Raw genomic sequence first — 16,880 nt, 5'->3', positions numbered from 1 at the left:
TTGTATAAAGCAATTATTACATGTTTATAAATTTGATATACCAAATATGTAATATTGCATATTGAATTGTAGGACGTGGGGAGATGAAGACGATAGTTGAACCAAAACACCATTTTAATAGAGAACATTTAACAGGACCCGATTAGGGGGGACGGGTCCTGTTAATGGAACGATAGATTTTTATGGGATTACCAACAGATTACCATAAAAGGTAATTAAGTTCCATCAGTTAGGTGTTGAGAAAGCTTTTCATAAATGTTTTATTTTACATAACAAGGCAGCAAGCTATAATAGCTAATTGCTTGGTTGTACAATTTTAGAAGTTTCACTAGATACAGATATATGTTGTAACAAAAGTTAAAACATATATCATAAATAAATATTAAAATATTATATATGAAAGAAAAATATATATAAATTTCATTTTGTTTATTTTAAAGCCAAAAAAGAGCACTTTATTAGGTGCTCTCGTGACGAGATCCATTTTGTGAAGACTACCTTATTTTATAAAGAAAGGAACATAGAATATTATATGCGTTTCTTGTTAATTGAGTGTATTTTTACAGACAAAGAGCAGCTAGCAAAAGCTAACTGCTCGGTTCTCCAAGGGGGAATAAGGAGAAAATCTAATGTAATATAAAGTATTGACGGAATATTGAGTTTTATTCACGAGAGATTATATTCCGAAATTTGGATTATGATAGTCGATATTCTCCATATTGACCAGAAAAGAACTAAAAGTTCTAGTGAAATTCCAAGGGTTCTTTTCTTAGTTTTTTGAGATTCTTTTATCAAATAGCCAACAGCACTAATTGCTATAAGAATAAAAAGAATAAGTTCTAGTGTAACTGGCATTTTATCTGCTCCTAAAAAAATCATTTCATATATAACAATTATAAGATATTTAATGGTTATTAGTAGTACACATTTGAAAAAAATAATCCTTTTGTCATAAACAAAAAGGCAGTTGTTTCCGCAACCACCTTTCAATAAAATAAAGCACTTTTTCATGAATAAAATATGGATGATTCTTGAAAAGGTTATAGGGTTTAATCCCATTTTTATAATTCAAGTGACGAACTTAATTTTAAGAAAGGCCTGACTACATTATATGATAGCTTGTCAATAATGCTCACGAGTAAATGAGCAGTTAGCAAAAGTTAACTGCTCTATACAAGGAGATACAAAGAAAACTATTTCAAATGATTTTTTGCATACAGCCTACATATAGTATTGACTGAAAAATTATTTTAAATCCAATTTACTTAAAGTAAACATCCCTACAGATACAATGGCTGCACCTATTGTAGAACCTATCCAATCTCTCCAACTTAATGCATTTAAAGGTGTATCTGTTAGATCCATAATTAAGAAGATGGCAAACATTAATACACCAAATGCTAAGCATCCCCAAAAAGTTTGTAAAGATTTAATTATCCTCTTCCGGAATTTGTTCATATAAATCATCCTTACTAATATCTTGTATTTTTATAAAAAAATTATTGCATGTATGGAAATTGAAAGGAAAGAATATGCAATATTACATATTGAAACTTAACGAAATAATCATTTTTATAAAAAGTGAGGAATAACAATATGATTTAACAGCAGAAGAGATTCCTGAAATATTAAAAACATAAAATCACAAGCAGCCATAACGGGTGCTTTTTTCTTTGTTATAAAGAAATTACACATTAAGCATGTATTTATACGCGCTGTTACGACACGCTAAGGAATAGTAATAAAAAGATGAGACCAATAAAACCGTATAAAAACCAAAAGAATCCTAATACGGGGAATATTTTATGAAAATTAAGCATGATAAACCTCCTTGGGTATATAAAGGATTATAATATATCGTTGGTCTATATAGAAGGAAAAACATAAATTGGTACATGTTAAACGAAGGGTTGAATAAAATGGAAATTCAGATTAAAGGATTCTATATAAATAGGTAGAATCTAATTATTTAGTTCACACTTTAATCCAAGGGGTACAAATTCGATGCGACGTGAAAAGGATTTGTTGAAACAATGGAAGGCGGATTTGCAAGCTATTCAAGAAGAGAAGAGACTGAAGAAGAAGGCTAAGAAAAAGAATAAGAAATATAGCATTCCGGGTAATACAGCTGACTTCATGGGTGGCAAGAATACTTATCGTAAAGAGAATGGGGTTTGGAAACAAAAGAATAAATAAAGTGAGAATAAATGATTTTGATTAAGTGTATGGTAAGTATCGTAGGCGCTGCCGTGTTCTGGTTAGCGTCTTGTTTGATGTTAAGGAAAGATAAGGGGTGAGATAGACTTGCAAATCGAAATATTATTAGTCTGAAACATAGACTAGTAAACAAACTATTTCTAACTTTTAATCATAGAATATGATGAATTCTAATTTTAGAGGAGGGAATCATATCTATGGGATGGGATAATAATTTTGGGCATTCTCGAGATTGTAATAGATTTTGGGATGATTTAGTATTTTGCGGATGTGGTCGTAGACGCAGAAGAAACGATTTTAACAACTGTCATTGTAGACGTGACTGCGATTGTGATGAGTGTCGTCGTAGACGTGATCATGACCGCGATCGTAATCATGATCATGGTGACCATCGAGAGTGGTAAATTCTTTTGAAAGAGTGCATATCTTAATCGCACTCTTTTTTATTATGTTTTTATTAGTACTTATTAATTCGAAGAATACAGTTTCAATTTGATTTAACATCTAACAAAACAAACGAACATAATGAACGTTATTAACGTCCTGATTAGGTCTAGCTAAATAGGATAAGATCTTTACTATCTTGATATTCGGAAATTAAATAATATCCATCACCTAGTAAATGGATTCCTGGGTATTACGATGCGTGAAAACATCAAAAAAGCCCGTACAGAAGCACGGGTCAGTTGTTACACATATTGGTAACCAGATTTTAACAAACTTTCAGAAAGTTAGCTGTTGAAAAATAAAAACGCTCGATGGCAACGAGCGATGTAGAGAAAACATTCCCTAAAATTAGCTACCTATATTATACCATAAGTTTTGTCTCAGTAAATAAGGAGGAATGTGAAAAAAATCAACAAAAAAGACACTCTATGATGTATAAGAGAGTATCTTTTTTGTTGATTGTATACCTATATAATATGTAATTTTTCTTTTACTTTTGAAGGTAAATCGTCTTTTTGAACTTCTTCGTAGGATTTTATCTCTCTATGATTTATTTCTGTATTGTTGTCATCTTTTTGATCTACCATAAAGGTGGATGAAGGAATTTTCTTTAAGAGGTTTATTTTCAGGTTTTACACTTCCGAATGTAACTGTTTTTTCTATCCCGTCCTTATTATAAGTAGATAAAGTATAGAATCGTTGGTTCTCTTTTATCTCACCGTTGTTTGTTATTTGTACATAATATTGTTCTGTTCCCATTCTATTTATAGTAGGTGATCTTTCGCATCCAATAGCAAAACTAGAAAATAGTGCGAGTAATACAGATATAACTAATGATTTTTTCATATAACACTCTCCTTATTTGTGTATATAGAAAATTATAGTAAAGAGTTTATAGCGAAAAAATTGATTTTAGTGACATTAATATTAAAAAACTGTAAGGAGTAGCTCATTAATGATTTTTAATAAAATAGTTAGTGAATGTATTGAACAAAAAAACATGTACAAAAATTGTACATGTATAGTAAAAAACTATGTCTTGTCTAAGTAAATATATGCTTGGCTTATACAAACTGTGAGTATTTTCAAGTAAATTATTTGTTTATAAACAAATATAAAGAGCGTTCTAGAGAACGCTCTTCCACCCAAACTTACAATGAAAAAGAATACGTAACATTGTATGCGTTTTTTTCTCTTTGTGTAGTTTTTCAACAAAAAGAGCGCTTTTAAAGGCGCTCAATGAACAAGATTTATATAAAAAAGGTGCACAAGATATGGTATGTATGCTTCTTAATCTTGGTGCAGATTTAATACAAAATCCTTATTGTAAAGAAAAAGAGATAAGTGCAGTTTTGCTTTTTCACAATTTGGATTAATGCAGTAATGCATAAACGAATGTTCATCGTGTTGTATGTGAGGTGGATCATAAGATACACATGTATATAGTGAGAGCATTTTATATACGCCCTTACAAATTATGGATTAATTTTAACGTAGTTTTAGCTGGTTGAGGAGTAAGAAAAAATCGTTATTTAAATAAAAGAAACCCCGTTTGTCTGCCGGGTTTCTAAGGGTAATCGTCAAGTAATGACGTACTCGACTAAATAACCATATCATGAATTTTTTGGTAAAAATACTGGTAAATGTGTCCAAATAGATGAGGGCATCATTTTCAACAAAAATGCTATTTTATTAGAAAAGGGGAATGAGAAATGGGTTGTGACCATCCAAATGATGAAATGTATTACTTGCCATACATAAAACAATATTACTGTAAGGAATGTGAGTCGTTTTTAATTAAGGACGATGTTAGAGAAGATTAGAATAAAAATTTCATTTTGTATTAAGTTGGAATTTAAAAAGAGCACTTAGTAAAGTGCTCTCGTGACAAACCTCATTTTATAACGACTATTTTATAAAGAAAGGAAATCAGAATATTATATGTGCTCCAGTCAATTGAGTACCTTGTACAAATAAAGAGCAGCTAGCAAAAGCTAACTGCTCAGGTAATGGAATATGGTTCGAAATGGGTTGTTTACAGTATTGACGTAATATTGAGTTTTATTCAGAGGCAAAAATAGTATATGTACAAACTGTAGGCTGAATTAAATAAAAAATAACAGAGTTGCAACGTAGCAAGATAAAACTGAAATAATAGAAAACATGGTTTTAAGTTTTCGGCGTTCTTTTTCATCTTCCGTGGCAAACAAAATATATTTTCGTATTCCAAATACGAATAGCCAAATGCCAAAGGTTAATCCGAACATTCCAACAAAGAAATTAAGATTTGGGAATGAAGTAGAGGTAGTAGCGGATAAAAGTACAGTTTTAATAGATAAATAAGAAAATGTTGTTAAAAGAGAACAATATATGATAGCAATAATCCATTTTTTCATAATAGTTACCTCCTTTTATGAAATAGTGAATTTATGTAAATTAAAATATTATATCATGAAGCACGTTTATTGTATGTAATGGAGACAACTGAACAAAATACTCCTTTTAATAGAAAGTGAGGAATAACAACGGGACTAGGAAACCGTAGGATGGCATTTGGAATGCTTATCAATCTAGCGAATGAAAAAAATGTATCAAAGAGGGGGAGTGGTGCTTATAAGCAAGCGCCCGGCTCCTGTGAAGGTATTAAAAAGTAAAGGTGGCCGTGTACTAAATGAATTTTATAAAGCTAAAAGTACAGTAGACTATGACGGTGTGTATAAGCGAGCTATCGCATTTGAAGCGAAGTCTACAGAGAAAGATACACGTTTTGATTTGAAGAACATTGCACAGCATCAATTGGATTACCTGGAGAAAGCGGAGAAGATGGGAGCAATTTGTTTCTTCCTTATGTTGACGAAGCAGTAGCACCAGCTATGTTTGATGGAATGATTTAATTTGATTAGGATCATAAGAAAGTAGTAAATAGCATTGAAGCAGCAAAAGAGAAAATGGCTAATAAGAAACACAAATTATTAAAGGCCTAATGGATAACGGAACCATACAGAGTGGTGGGGGCTACTCGCGTTATACGTTTCGAAAAGGCACCTATTTAGGTGCTTTTTTGTTTGCATCTTTCGAGATGGACGAGCATATATTGGAATGTGTGGATGGAAACCACTTTATATATCAGAGCACCTATCAATTATGGGTGTTCTTTTATTATGTAAAAATTTTATAAGTTGTGTGAGAGTTGAAAAATAGTATATTATCTTTCTCAATGTACATATTAAGAAAAGTTTTTAATATCATACATAAAAGGCGGGATAATATGAGTGAAAATAAGAAAAATGAAGAATTGAATAAGATAAAGAAGTATTATTTTAATGAGGACAATCAACCAGTAGCTGGTATAGAGTTAATTTTGCCGCCGGATATAGGAATCATGTTAAACCCTAAATCAGTTAATGATGAAAGTAGGGATATTGATAATGAATAAGTTTAATTTAAGCATCCATTCGGGTGCTTTTTTCTTTGTTGTATAGAAATTACACATTAACCCCCTTTAATACATGACTTAGGCATAGTTGGGAATGAGTATCATATCATATAATGACACTGAACGGTTTCCAATATGTTCCCCTATATTTTTTCAAGGGAGAGCACTTATTGGGGGAGTGCTCTCTTTCGTTTGTACATAAGAAGGCTTTCATCATATAATATCAGATCAATATAAATACACCGTTACTCACGTGAACTACCCGCCACTTAACGTCCTAACGGACTGTTTGAAGTGGGGGCTTCTCGGTTAGTCGTTACTTTTGGTAGCTAACGAATTCGTCCTAAGGCAGCCGAGCTAACTCCCTTGTTCCAAGGGTTATTTTATTGCTATCTATGCTAACGCCAATAGGCGTATTGCTTCATTTTTGATATTGATAGCTGCGTTATAATCTCTATCGAGATTTACACCGCATATACAAGAATAGACTCGCTCAGACAATGACATATTTTTCACATTTCCACAACTGCTACATGTTTTTGTGGAAGGAAACCATTTGTCTATTTTCACAAGCTGTTTGCCTTGTTCATTTAGTTTATAAGCTAAGAAAGAAGTGAACATACCCCAAGCATTATCAGCGACGCTTTTTCCAAAATGAAGTACTTTTGATATTCCCTTCATATTTAGATCTTCAATAGCTACAACATCAAAATGAGTAACTAACTCTTTAGACTTATGATGAAGGAAGTGCTTACGTTGGTTTGCTACTTTTTCATGCAGCTTAGCTACACGGATACGTTGTTTATCCCAACGCCCTGAACCTTTTGTACGTCTTGATAATACTCGTTGAGCCTTTGCTAATCGGTCTAACATTTCACGATAGAACTTAGGATAATTGGCTCTCTCATCCTCAGAACTGACGTATAATTGATCCATCGCAAAGTCTAATCCAACAACTGTTTCTACTTCTTTTTGTACGATCTCTTTTTCGTATTCAGTCAAAATGGACACATAGTATTTACCAGTAGGTGTCATAGAAATCGTACATGATTTGATTATATGGCCTTGTGGTATTTCTCTATGCTGTTTGATACGTACCATTTTCAGTTTTGGCAATTTGATATGACCGTTAAGCAACATAATATTTCCGTTCACTACATTCGTTGTATAAGACTTTCTGTCTTTTTTGCTTTTGAATGTTGGGAAGTCATTTTGACCACGAAAGAAATTTTTATAGGCAGTTTGCAAGTTTAGTTGGGCATTTGCCAAAGCTAATGAATCAACTTCTTTTAACCACTCAAATTCTGCTTTGTATTTCGCAGGAGTGGGAAGCTTTTGTTTCTTTAGTTGATCCTTATCATCTTTATGTTTTTCATACGCTTCTTTCCGTTCAGCTAACATTCTGCTATACACAAAACGTACACAACCGAAGGTTTTACGCATAAGATGTGCTTGGTCTTCTGTTGGATACAAACGGAATTTATATGCTTTATTCTGCTTTGTCATATCATTTCACCTCACTTTTCACTTTGATTTTCAATATATGTTTTTACTACGTCTATTGGCGAACCACCAGTAGTTAGCAAGCAAAAACTTCTTGACCAAAACATCTCTTTCCAAAGTTTCTTTTTCACTTGTGGAAAGTCTCTTTTAATAAGTCGAGAACTTGCACTTTTATAAGCATTGATGAATTTTGTCATTTCTGTATTAGGGTGTGCCTTGAACAAAATATGAACATGGTCTACATCATGATTCCATTCAACTAATGTGATGTTATAGTTTTCAGATAGTCGAACAAACATATCTTTTGCATAGTCTGACATATTATCATCAAACACATTTCTTCTGTATTTCACGACCAACACAAGGTGATAATATAACAAGAATACTGAATGGTTATTACTATCTAATTTCATTTATATACCAGCCTTTATAATTTATAAGACTGATTATATCAGAGGCAAAATAAAAAGGAAAACCTTTTGGCTACGCCCTTCACACGCTTGAGGAAGGAGAATTCTTTTGGGAAATTCGTTAAAAATAAGGAGATGATTCATATGGTAACTATGGCGCGAAGAAAAAGCGGAGCTTGTTCAAAAAGGATGCAAAAAATACGCACCCGTGGCGGCGCGAATGAGAATTATGATTGGCAGTGTAATTATATTCAGCAATATTATAGATATTCCTCATGTATTTGCTGATGGTTAAAATCCAGATGTGAATGAGGTATTTAAAGATGTGCAATCAAACGCCGGAAAGATAAAGAATTATATAGAGGGCCAATTATACAATCGTATTGTAAATGCGTTTGAACCGGTTATATTCTTAATTAAAGTGGTGTCATACCCAATAGCATCCGTTGTAGCGTTATGCGGTAGTTTGTTCATTATGGTTGGTAGTCAGGAGCGAGAATTCAGTCTAATTTCAAGGGCAGGTATCGGTTATATAGTGGTGCAAATGATTCCGTTATTTATGAGATTGCTAAGGCTATTTAGTCCTACTTAATGTAGGACTTTTTCATATGATAATAACTATCTATCGTTATTATCAGACAACATATCTTAACTCAACATTCGCAATAAATAGTTTTATATTTCTAAAATTGTAATATATTTACATGTGCGGAAATCGAAAGTATGATGAAGGTGCAAGCTATAAAACTATTAAAGGGGGATTTTTTATGTTAAAGAAACTAGCAATCGGAGCATTAGCAACTGGGATTATGTTGTCTGGAGCTGGCGGTGTAATGGCGGCAGAAAACACACCAGCTTTAAGTAAGGAAAAGGTTGCAGACTTAAATACTTTAAGTACGGCGTATACTACTGTTAATGTCAATGGGAGCACTGTTGAATTTGCTGTAAAAGGCTTAGAAAATCCATTCACTTCAAAGTATTATCAAAAAATAGCTTGGACAAATAGTTATTCGGATCCAAATAATTACAATACATTAGCGGTAGCATATCCACAAAGCGGGAATGGTTATCAGGCATATGGATATGAATCATTAAATAATGTTAAACAAAAAATAGGCTCTGGTCAGACTGTCTATGGTTTCGCCCTAGCAAATAACGGAACCTGGTATCCGGCTGGACAAGCTATAATTAACTATTAAAATTTAAAATAAAAAGGAGTCCTAGTGGGCTCTTTTTTTACTTGTAGGAATTTCTTAACCATCATGGAATACTGTTTATACAATATACAAATATGTATATTGTATTTATTTGGGTTTTTGTATGTTAGAATTATATATAAAGATTTTTATGTATAAAAGAAACTTAAATCAAAAATATCCAATGGGTTTTGAGAGGTGTTATATGTTTACAAATAAGAAATTAATTCGAATTGGTCTAACAATATTTGTATTTTTATGTATAATTGATTTTTCAATCGGTTATTTTCAATCATATCTGGCATCAGCAGCAGATATTAAATGGACAATTCCAGAAATGTGGGAAACTATTTTGATAGATGCTCCTCGAGGTATACTTGTTCTTTTAGGTGCAATCGCTTTGTATGATTTCACAAAACAGACATCAAAAAAAGATGCATCAATCTAATCATGTCTTTCTTCAATTAAAGATTTCATGATAGTAATCTTAAAAAAAAGCCCTGATCAGGGCTTTTTTTTCTTGTTACTGATAATGAGACACTATATCTGACTTACATAAATATCCTATTTGTTCAAATCAATCCTTGCTGATGGTACAATTAAAGCAATGGAGGGGAATTATGGGGATTTATTATGTAATACCACTACTTCTTATAAACGGCACTGCGTTATTCTTATTTTTCTTGTCTGTTTCACCAAAAATTAAGGCTAAAAACCTATCATCGATAATGGTCTGTTTAGGGATAAATCTAATCACAAGTCCAGCGGCTTTTCTTATAGGTGGGATAGCTGATTATGCAGGTGTGGCGGCTAATTATGGGGCTTATTTTGCGGGTGAGTCGGCAACAGCGCCTCCTCTAGTTAGTCGTGTGCTTTATTTTTCGGGAGGATTTCTCTTCATTCAGGGAATACCACTCCTCATACTAACTGTGGCTTTGTGGAAGGTTGCAAGAGCAAAGAAAATAAATCAAGTATAGAAGTACATAATGAAAGGGTGGATTCCTTTTTAAAGGAGGGATCCGTTTTTTTCTTGCTATCGATTATAATGCGTTACGTTAAATAGAATTGTATAGAGCATTCATTTATTTTTCTTTCATAGATCAATTCATAATATAATATAGAAAATATTTTTTTGTTTCGTCGATTAAGGAGGGAATTTAATATTGGAACAAGAAAAGATTGATATTTTAGCTGAAACCTTATTATTGGAGGTTATAACACAAAAGGTTGAAATGATAGAGCAGCTTCCCATTATGCTAAAAGGTATTGACTATTTAGATGGTTGGGCAGAAGTCATTTCAAAAACAACAGAATGTGAAATTTTTGAATCAGATGCACCCAGTGTAATGAATTTTTTTACCGTAGGAGAAAAAGTTTTAATTGAGCTAGAGATGCCATGTCTTATCTCAACATGGCAGGATAGAGAACAACTTCTGAGAATTACAACTACTGTGAAAGCAAAATGCTTAGTTTCTCATGCAGAAGTATTTGATTGGAACAATATGAATAAAATAGAATTGTTAAATCGCCAAAAAGATGTGCAATTTGTAGAGTTAAACTATATAGATACTGAATGTGATGATATTTGTGCTTATTGAATTAGACAAAACAATAAATTCTGGTTTTTTACTTATTTAGTAATTAATGTACTTTTTCTGCGGGTTTAGAATTAGCTAATATCTTATCCATAGATTTTAATAAATCTGAATTCCGTATAATTAAAACAACATTTTCCATGTACTTAAAACCTCCTAAAGTGTTCTTTAAAAATTTCACGTACTATATGTTTAATGTATTTTTATACACCAGATAATCAAGGGAATACTGTCTCTGAAAGGACGTAAATATCGTTTAGAATCTCACACGTAATTATATAAAATATAATCATAATAGCTATATATATCAATATATGATTTTCTGTGTAGGGTTTTCTTTTCAAATATTTCAATTATCTCGAAATAATAGGAACGATTTGTACATTTTTTAAAGTGTAAATCTAGTTAATCGGTAGTTAATTTATTTTTATACAGCCAAATAGCTACATCAAATTGTATTAGTTTTTTGATTCTTGAAAATTTCATAGTAGGAGTTTGATAATTATAATTTATAAGAAGTAAATATGAAAAAGTTAGAGAATTATCTTAGTTATTAAATAGATTCTGCCTATACTTTAAGTAGAGCCCAATTTATTAAATTTAAATAGTTTATATGTTCATATATAGAATTTTGAAGGGGGTAAATTGTAAATGATTCCAACGTCAACATATGTGGCTAAATGGGTATTAGATGACTTAACACTTGCATCAAGACCAAACCAGGGGATCAAACTAAGTACATTTAAAAAGTTAGAAAAACTTTATGTAGAATACAGAGAAATGATTGAGGGAGATACTAGTTTTGAAATTACACATTATCTGCTAGAGTTTATCAATCCACATAATCTTTTTGTAGTAAGAGATGGTTACTATATATTTGATAATAAAGCGATGAAATTTATTAAAGTATCAGGCGATATTCATTTTTTAAATCAAAACTTAGCGTATTGTAATAATGGAGTTGCAGTGGATTTAATAAACGGAAAAATGCATTTTTTAGAAGGGCATTATTATAAAGTTAAGACCTCATATGTTGATTTATTAAAAGGAGAAACTATCCCTGTAATGGTACTAAGTCATTTAGATAATAATGTTGGAGTATCAGTTCCTTTGACAATGTTTAATGAGGAAAGAACTTTTAAAATTTCAGAGAGTTATATAGTGGATCTTGCCTCAAAGAATTGTAACAATGAGAGTGAATTTAGTGAAAAGGGAAACGTAATACGATTTCTAAAACCTTCTATTGTGTAGTTAAGTATATATGTTAATTAAATTCATAATGAATTAAAGAGGGTGAAGTAAATCTCTTTTGAAATGTATACAGCCTTTCGAGATAAAGTAATTATAAAAGATGAATATAAAGGATTGGTGGAATTAATAAATACAGGAAGCTGGGAAGAAGCTACTTTAAAGTTTCCATTTGTTAAAGAATATATAAAAGTTAATCATAGTAAAGATATTCCATTTACAAAGAAACAGATAAATGAAGCATTTGCAGAGGATGATTTTCTATATATGAGGTGGCACATAGGAACCTGGGAAGAAGAGAATGATTATTATACAAATTTAAAAGATAATGAATGGTCATTTATAGCCAATCTAAAGAACTACAGATATCCAGAACATAACGTGGCACCTATCATATTATTTATGAATGTGGTTTTAAAGGAAGTAGCAGCACATATTATAAGGCTGGAAGTTTGATATGGTGAGGCTGATGGACCGGAAGAATACTTTTTTATAAATAATGAATTTAAAAAGAAGCTGTAGCAGTAATTAAATATTGCTGCTTTTTATTTATACACTAGAAATTATTGTTGTTAGCGTTATATATATTCATTTATAATAGAATATGGAAAAATTTACACTGCAATAATAAAGATTTTAGTATATAAGAGCTGAGAGCAGCTCTTTTTATTTTGCTCAGGGGAGTGTGAAAGAGAATAGTATATGTTAGTGACAAAATTAAACAATCTAATAGAAAATAAAAAATTAGAATTAGTAGAACTTGTAAATAAACATGGCTTTAGTCATACAAAAGTACTCCATTTAAGTCAAGAAATTGATAAATTAATTAATAAATATATGAATATAAAAAAAGGAACCCTGCAATAGGGTTCAAAGTTAACAGATATATATAATAAATAAAGAGAATAATTCAATTATATAAGAAATTTGATACTGTAATGTTGAGAAAGTGTAAAATCTTAATTAATTATTTTCGTTTGAAAAGTGATGTGATTACTATTTTAAAATTAAGAACAGAGTTAATAGATAAAGCTGTTTAACGAATTAAGATAACAGAAGACAATATAGTTAGTAAACAGAGAGCGGAACTTACATTTAATTTATATAAAAAGTTACTAGAAATGAATGAACCGAGGCAATTTAGGTGGTGTGATAATTGAACAAGTTAGAAAAACTCTCTAAAGTCTTTGTAATCTTTTTTATTTTGTATGTGATATTACTTATATTTTCTCCAAGTAGAATAGTAGGGAGGTCAGCTATCCAAAAAGATGACATAAAATTACACGTATACGCACAAGCCACTACGGGAGTATCACAAAAAATAAATAAAAGTGATTTAGCTATATTAAAAGAAAAAATTAAAGATACATACCCTAATGTAAAATCTACAGACATTGAGCTTGAAGGTGATACACCTTTTCTTCATGTTGATGATCCAGCTTATATAGGAGAATGTACTGTATACGGAAAAGTTATAGGTACAAAATTAAATGAAACATCGAGAGAAAATACAGTTGCGGTTTTAAAAGTTTCATATTGGGATATACCTATGATTCGATACTTGTTTTATGAAGACTCTGTCGTAAGGCTATCGCTTATAATTTTGTTACCAATCTTTTTTGTTGCACTTTCCATCCTTTGTCTATGTTCTAAGAAAAGTGACCGCTCGTAATAGGTGTTCTTTTTATGTTTACACATAAAATTAGGGGATGCATAATATCTTCAAGGTTAAGTAAAACATATAAAGATTGCTTTTTTACTGTTCTACTATGTTATTCATGTACTTTTGTTGTTTAAGTCGCATACCATCAGGTTACGGAAGCTCAAATTGTACCATAGGTACCAAACTTACTATTAATTGGATTAATTCAGGCCGACAATGCCTCCATTTAAACAAATTTTCCTTTTCCATACTAATCACGCACTTTTTTTAGAGTCATACATATCAGTGTTCAAGATTAGGATATTACTTGAAAGAGTCTTGGAATTTTTGCAACAGAATCGTTTTATACATTAAAAATTATTTATGTTATTTAATTATATTTTTGCAATCGTGCTGTGTTATAATTCTGAAATACTGATATATCTAGTAGGATTTAAAGATTTCGGTTTATCATATGAAGTAGAAAATTAATCCATTATATTTGAGGGTCAGGCTATGATTATTTAAACTATTATTCACGCTATTATTTAGACTAAAAGAAGTACAAGGAGGAAGGTATATCTATTAAGATAGTAGGATATGCCAAATTCAAAATGAATATTAAATTTAATAAAAAAGTAGTAGCATTCACGGCAGGATTAACGGTATTATCTTCACCATTGGTATCGTTTGCAGAGGAACAACAATTAGTAAACAATAAACAACCTACAAACGTTCAGGAACAAAGTAAAACAACATCAGATGAACAGGCTTTAAAAAGTATTGAAGCTAGTTTTAAAGAGGTAGACGGACGTGGTGGAGGTACTGTCGACAATAAGAAAGTAGATAGTCTTCAACGTTCAGAAGGTATTCATGAAGAAACAGGTACATTAACTGTTCCTAACAATTCAAACAGAACAAAACGTAGTCTGTCTCCCATATCACCTAGCACCTCTAGTACAATAAACGGTGTTCCATTCACTGAATGGATTGTTCCAGCAGGTAACGATAATATTCGTCCTCAAAACTACATGAGTCCAAAGTATATTACAATCCATGAGACTGATAATACAAGTGTAGGAGCAGGTGCTAGAAACCACGCTCAATATCTATATAACCAAGCAGTAGGGAACACAGACCGAGCTGCATCGTGGCATTTTACAGTAGACGATAAAGAGATTTATCAACATCTACCATTAAACGAGAACGGATGGCACGCAGGAGACGGTGATGGTTCAGGTAATAGAGAATCTATTGCAATTGAAATCGCAGTTAACAGTGACGGTAACTATAGTAAAGCAGTAGATAATGCTAAGAAACTTGTAGCTTATTTAATGAAAGAAACTGGTGTACCGTTAAATAACATTGTAAAACACCAAAAATGGAGTGGTAAAATCTGTCCTGCTAATATGATTAATAATGGACAATGGGATGCATTCGTAAATGGTGTTGGTGGGTATTATAATAATCTTTATCAACCAAAAGATGACATTACTGGAGGTTGGTATGAAGAAGCTATACGAGAGTTAAATAGAAGGGGTATTATGATAGGGGAAGGAAACGGAGTTTTCGCACCTAATAGAGCGATAACAAGAGCCGAATTTGCTCAATTAATCTCTAAATCTCTAAACCTGCCAGCTGGAGATGCTTCATTTAAAGACCTGAACGATGCAAATTCAACTTTACGAGATGGTATTAAACGTACTGCAAGTGCAGGTATCATTCAAGGTAGAGGAGATGGTTATTTTGACCCAAACACACCTATTACAAGAGAAGAATCAGCAATTATTGTAAACAAGGCTTTACAGTATAAAGGTATATGGGGACCAGTTGTAAACCTACCATTCTCAGACAAAGACCAAGTTAGCTATAAAGAAGACGTACAAAGATTGTATGGTCTAGGTATTGTAAAAGGTAAGGGTGATAATCAATACGACCCTAAAGGAACAACAACTCGTGGTGAAACAGCAACATTCATTCTAAATATGCTACAAGTAATTGAAAATGGTAGTGTTGAAAAGGTAATTGGAACGGCTCAAATTAATGGTATTGGGGTAAATGTTCGAAGCGGATCAGGTACAAACTATTCTATTGTTAGAAAGACAAGTAAAGGCGAAAAAGTTACAGTATATGAAGAAAAGAATGGCTGGCTAAGAATTGGAACAGGGCAGTGGATTTATTATGACTCTAGTTATATCGACTATAGCAGATTATAAAAGATTTAATAGTTAAAAGAACAGGTCATATTTGGATATATCACTTAATCTCAGGTTGTGAAGAAGACTTTCTCCACAACCTGTTTTTGTGGCTGGCTCCCTCTTTACCTACAAATACTGATAAAAAGAGGAAATTCATTATGATGGGGGCATCGGAAAATCAACATAATTAGCGTGTATACAATTAAAAACTAATGTTTTTCTAATAATTAAGTAGAGGCCACCGTACATGCCCATTCAGCTCATATTTTGAAATACCCCAAAACGAAAAAAATGAGCTTTATTGTTACAAGTTAACATAAGATTTCGTTCTGGGGTTACTATAAAATTTTAGCATAATAACGATGTGTTAGTTCTAAAAACTCAAGAAAGCTTTAGAATACTCTTATAGTTGGTCAAGTACATGAACTAGACATCTAATTATTTCAGAGGATTTCTTGATTTGCTCTGCATCAAAATCTGAAAGGTTCGCATTAAGAATATGTTTTAGTTTTTTCTCTCTTTCTAAGTGACAATTTAAACCATTAGGCGTAAGTTGGACATTGACAACTCTCCGGTCGTTATTTGAACGAACACGCTCAACGTAACCAGCCTGTTGTAATCCATTGATTAATTGAGTAATACCAGCGGCGGTAGTTTCTGCTCGATCAGCTAATTCTTTGACTGACAATTCGCCTTCTTCAGCTAATACTTTAAGGGTTCGAGCATGGACCATTGAAACTGCCCCTAATGTACGAGTAGCTCGCCCTCTTAAACGTCCATCGGCTGCAGTCAAACTATATATAGCCTGACTAAGTTCGTCTATTGCAGTTAACTTATTTGAAGAATTTGTCATAACATCACCATTTTCTCATTAACTAAGTACTTAATTATATGAAGTTAACATTAACATATGAAAAAGAGTAGAGTCAAATTAAGTAGAATCTGGCTATTCATTTTTCAAGCAATATTATATATGCTCACTTTAAAT

At 31.9% G+C, this 16,880-nt stretch carries 17 protein-coding genes and 5 pseudogenes; 14 read left to right on the top strand and 8 right to left on the bottom strand.

The annotated features are described in order from the left end of the window. Positions 1 to 666: 666 nt before the first annotated feature. Positions 667 to 855 carry a hypothetical protein gene (locus ACW0JX_RS27560; RefSeq protein ID WP_001145518.1) on the bottom strand — a complete coding sequence of 63 codons (189 nt, stop codon included), beginning with the start codon at positions 853 to 855 and terminating at the stop codon, positions 667 to 669. A 390-nt stretch (positions 856 to 1,245) separates the two neighbouring features. Further along, the gene (locus ACW0JX_RS27555; RefSeq protein ID WP_078386046.1) at positions 1,246 to 1,458 is read right to left on the bottom strand and encodes a hypothetical protein; all 213 of its coding nucleotides are present in this window, start codon (positions 1,456 to 1,458) and stop codon (positions 1,246 to 1,248) included. 546 nt (positions 1,459 to 2,004) lie between these two features. Between ACW0JX_RS27555 and ACW0JX_RS27550 the strand changes: the two genes are divergently transcribed. Together ACW0JX_RS27550 and ACW0JX_RS27545 are read left to right on the top strand one after the other, a co-directional pair. Then, complete coding sequence (locus tag ACW0JX_RS27550) at positions 2,005 to 2,196, top strand: hypothetical protein (RefSeq protein ID WP_098629858.1); 192 nt, start codon at positions 2,005 to 2,007, stop codon at positions 2,194 to 2,196. 218 nt (positions 2,197 to 2,414) lie between these two features. Next, complete coding sequence (locus ACW0JX_RS27545; RefSeq protein WP_078386047.1) at positions 2,415 to 2,621, top strand: hypothetical protein; 207 nt, start codon at positions 2,415 to 2,417, stop codon at positions 2,619 to 2,621. A 510-nt stretch (positions 2,622 to 3,131) separates the two neighbouring features. Here ACW0JX_RS27545 and ACW0JX_RS27540 read toward each other — a convergent pair. Together ACW0JX_RS27540 and ACW0JX_RS27535 are read right to left on the bottom strand one after the other, a co-directional pair. Then, positions 3,132 to 3,510 (bottom strand): annotated as a pseudogene (locus ACW0JX_RS27540) (YxeA family protein). 1,259 nt (positions 3,511 to 4,769) lie between these two features. Continuing rightward, positions 4,770 to 5,060 (bottom strand): hypothetical protein, encoded by a 291-nt coding sequence (locus tag ACW0JX_RS27535; RefSeq protein WP_098629856.1) that lies wholly within the window; start codon positions 5,058 to 5,060, stop codon positions 4,770 to 4,772. Between the two features lie 150 nt (positions 5,061 to 5,210). On the opposite strand from ACW0JX_RS27535, the pseudogene ACW0JX_RS27530 reads away from it, so the two are divergent. Both ACW0JX_RS27530 and ACW0JX_RS27525 read left to right on the top strand, forming a co-directional pair. Next, positions 5,211 to 5,648 (top strand): annotated as a pseudogene (locus ACW0JX_RS27530) (Holliday junction resolvase RecU). A 284-nt stretch (positions 5,649 to 5,932) separates the two neighbouring features. Further along, positions 5,933 to 6,100 carry a hypothetical protein gene (locus tag ACW0JX_RS27525; RefSeq protein WP_098629855.1) on the top strand — a complete coding sequence of 56 codons (168 nt, stop codon included), beginning with the start codon at positions 5,933 to 5,935 and terminating at the stop codon, positions 6,098 to 6,100. A 393-nt stretch (positions 6,101 to 6,493) separates the two neighbouring features. Here the strand turns inward: ACW0JX_RS27525 and ACW0JX_RS27520 are convergent, their stop codons facing one another. Together ACW0JX_RS27520 and tnpA are read right to left on the bottom strand one after the other, a co-directional pair. Further along, the gene (locus tag ACW0JX_RS27520; RefSeq protein ID WP_459245944.1) at positions 6,494 to 7,606 is read right to left on the bottom strand and encodes an RNA-guided endonuclease TnpB family protein; all 1,113 of its coding nucleotides are present in this window, start codon (positions 7,604 to 7,606) and stop codon (positions 6,494 to 6,496) included. A gap of 11 nt (positions 7,607 to 7,617) precedes the next feature. Further along, complete coding sequence (tnpA, locus tag ACW0JX_RS27515; protein ID WP_098629610.1) at positions 7,618 to 8,016, bottom strand: IS200/IS605 family transposase; 399 nt, start codon at positions 8,014 to 8,016, stop codon at positions 7,618 to 7,620. Positions 8,017 to 8,159: 143 nt separating this feature from the next. Here tnpA and ACW0JX_RS27510 point away from each other — a divergent pair. The 9 genes and pseudogenes from ACW0JX_RS27510 to ACW0JX_RS27470 all read left to right on the top strand — a co-directional run. Continuing rightward, positions 8,160 to 8,605 (top strand): annotated as a pseudogene (locus ACW0JX_RS27510) (hypothetical protein); the annotation flags it as partial. A gap of 175 nt (positions 8,606 to 8,780) precedes the next feature. Next, a complete protein-coding gene (locus ACW0JX_RS27505; protein WP_098220127.1) occupies positions 8,781 to 9,212 on the top strand; it encodes a hypothetical protein in 432 nt (143 codons plus the stop codon). 181 nt (positions 9,213 to 9,393) lie between these two features. After that, positions 9,394 to 9,657, top strand: coding sequence for a DUF3937 family protein (locus tag ACW0JX_RS27500; protein WP_098629665.1), 264 nt, complete (start codon positions 9,394 to 9,396; stop codon positions 9,655 to 9,657). A gap of 172 nt (positions 9,658 to 9,829) precedes the next feature. Further along, entirely contained in the window at positions 9,830 to 10,186 is a 357-nt protein-coding gene (locus ACW0JX_RS27495; protein ID WP_098629662.1) for a hypothetical protein, read from the top strand. Positions 10,187 to 10,372: 186 nt separating this feature from the next. Further along, positions 10,373 to 10,807 (top strand): hypothetical protein, encoded by a 435-nt coding sequence (locus ACW0JX_RS27490; RefSeq protein WP_098629661.1) that lies wholly within the window; start codon positions 10,373 to 10,375, stop codon positions 10,805 to 10,807. Between the two features lie 648 nt (positions 10,808 to 11,455). Continuing rightward, the gene (locus ACW0JX_RS27485; protein WP_078386656.1) at positions 11,456 to 12,055 is read left to right on the top strand and encodes a hypothetical protein; all 600 of its coding nucleotides are present in this window, start codon (positions 11,456 to 11,458) and stop codon (positions 12,053 to 12,055) included. Positions 12,056 to 12,118: 63 nt separating this feature from the next. Then, a pseudogene (locus tag ACW0JX_RS27480) lies at positions 12,119 to 12,574 on the top strand (hypothetical protein). 180 nt (positions 12,575 to 12,754) lie between these two features. After that, the gene (locus tag ACW0JX_RS27475; RefSeq protein ID WP_078386654.1) at positions 12,755 to 12,919 is read left to right on the top strand and encodes an aspartyl-phosphate phosphatase Spo0E family protein; all 165 of its coding nucleotides are present in this window, start codon (positions 12,755 to 12,757) and stop codon (positions 12,917 to 12,919) included. 289 nt (positions 12,920 to 13,208) lie between these two features. After that, positions 13,209 to 13,724: a transposase gene (locus ACW0JX_RS27470; protein WP_109737069.1), complete on the top strand. Its 516-nt coding sequence runs from the start codon at positions 13,209 to 13,211 to the stop codon at positions 13,722 to 13,724. A 134-nt stretch (positions 13,725 to 13,858) separates the two neighbouring features. On the opposite strand, the pseudogene ACW0JX_RS27465 reads toward ACW0JX_RS27470, so the two are convergent. After that, positions 13,859 to 13,964: pseudogene (locus ACW0JX_RS27465) on the bottom strand (IS6 family transposase); the annotation flags it as partial. A 344-nt stretch (positions 13,965 to 14,308) separates the two neighbouring features. On the opposite strand from ACW0JX_RS27465, the gene ACW0JX_RS27460 reads away from it, so the two are divergent. Continuing rightward, on the top strand, positions 14,309 to 15,910 hold the full coding sequence (locus ACW0JX_RS27460) for an S-layer homology domain-containing protein (protein WP_422118101.1): 1,602 nt from the start codon (positions 14,309 to 14,311) through the stop codon (positions 15,908 to 15,910). A gap of 385 nt (positions 15,911 to 16,295) precedes the next feature. Here ACW0JX_RS27460 and ACW0JX_RS27455 read toward each other — a convergent pair whose 3' ends face one another. Then, positions 16,296 to 16,745 carry a MarR family winged helix-turn-helix transcriptional regulator gene (locus ACW0JX_RS27455; protein ID WP_459245943.1) on the bottom strand — a complete coding sequence of 150 codons (450 nt, stop codon included), beginning with the start codon at positions 16,743 to 16,745 and terminating at the stop codon, positions 16,296 to 16,298. Between the last annotated feature and the right edge of the window lie 135 nt (positions 16,746 to 16,880).

The organism is Bacillus sp. C-3-6, from assembly GCF_054509685.1.
The sequence above is the reverse complement of the archived record's forward strand: the minus strand, read 5'-3'. Positions and strand labels throughout refer to the sequence as shown.

Coding starts and splice junctions, on each gene's coding strand:
- ACW0JX_RS27560 (WP_001145518.1), bottom strand. CDS start 855: ATGCCAGTTACACTAGAACTTATTCTTTTTATTCTTATAGCAATTAGT.
- ACW0JX_RS27555 (WP_078386046.1), bottom strand. CDS start 1,458: ATGAACAAATTCCGGAAGAGGATAATTAAATCTTTACAAACTTTTTGG.
- ACW0JX_RS27550 (WP_098629858.1), top strand. CDS start 2,005: ATGCGACGTGAAAAGGATTTGTTGAAACAATGGAAGGCGGATTTGCAA.
- ACW0JX_RS27545 (WP_078386047.1), top strand. CDS start 2,415: ATGGGATGGGATAATAATTTTGGGCATTCTCGAGATTGTAATAGATTT.
- ACW0JX_RS27535 (WP_098629856.1), bottom strand. CDS start 5,060: ATGAAAAAATGGATTATTGCTATCATATATTGTTCTCTTTTAACAACA.
- ACW0JX_RS27525 (WP_098629855.1), top strand. CDS start 5,933: ATGAGTGAAAATAAGAAAAATGAAGAATTGAATAAGATAAAGAAGTAT.
- ACW0JX_RS27520 (WP_459245944.1), bottom strand. CDS start 7,606: ATGACAAAGCAGAATAAAGCATATAAATTCCGTTTGTATCCAACAGAA.
- tnpA (WP_098629610.1), bottom strand. CDS start 8,016: ATGAAATTAGATAGTAATAACCATTCAGTATTCTTGTTATATTATCAC.
- ACW0JX_RS27505 (WP_098220127.1), top strand. CDS start 8,781: ATGTTAAAGAAACTAGCAATCGGAGCATTAGCAACTGGGATTATGTTG.
- ACW0JX_RS27500 (WP_098629665.1), top strand. CDS start 9,394: ATGGGTTTTGAGAGGTGTTATATGTTTACAAATAAGAAATTAATTCGA.
- ACW0JX_RS27495 (WP_098629662.1), top strand. CDS start 9,830: ATGGGGATTTATTATGTAATACCACTACTTCTTATAAACGGCACTGCG.
- ACW0JX_RS27485 (WP_078386656.1), top strand. CDS start 11,456: ATGATTCCAACGTCAACATATGTGGCTAAATGGGTATTAGATGACTTA.
- ACW0JX_RS27475 (WP_078386654.1), top strand. CDS start 12,755: ATGTTAGTGACAAAATTAAACAATCTAATAGAAAATAAAAAATTAGAA.
- ACW0JX_RS27460 (WP_422118101.1), top strand. CDS start 14,309: ATGAATATTAAATTTAATAAAAAAGTAGTAGCATTCACGGCAGGATTA.
- ACW0JX_RS27455 (WP_459245943.1), bottom strand. CDS start 16,745: ATGACAAATTCTTCAAATAAGTTAACTGCAATAGACGAACTTAGTCAG.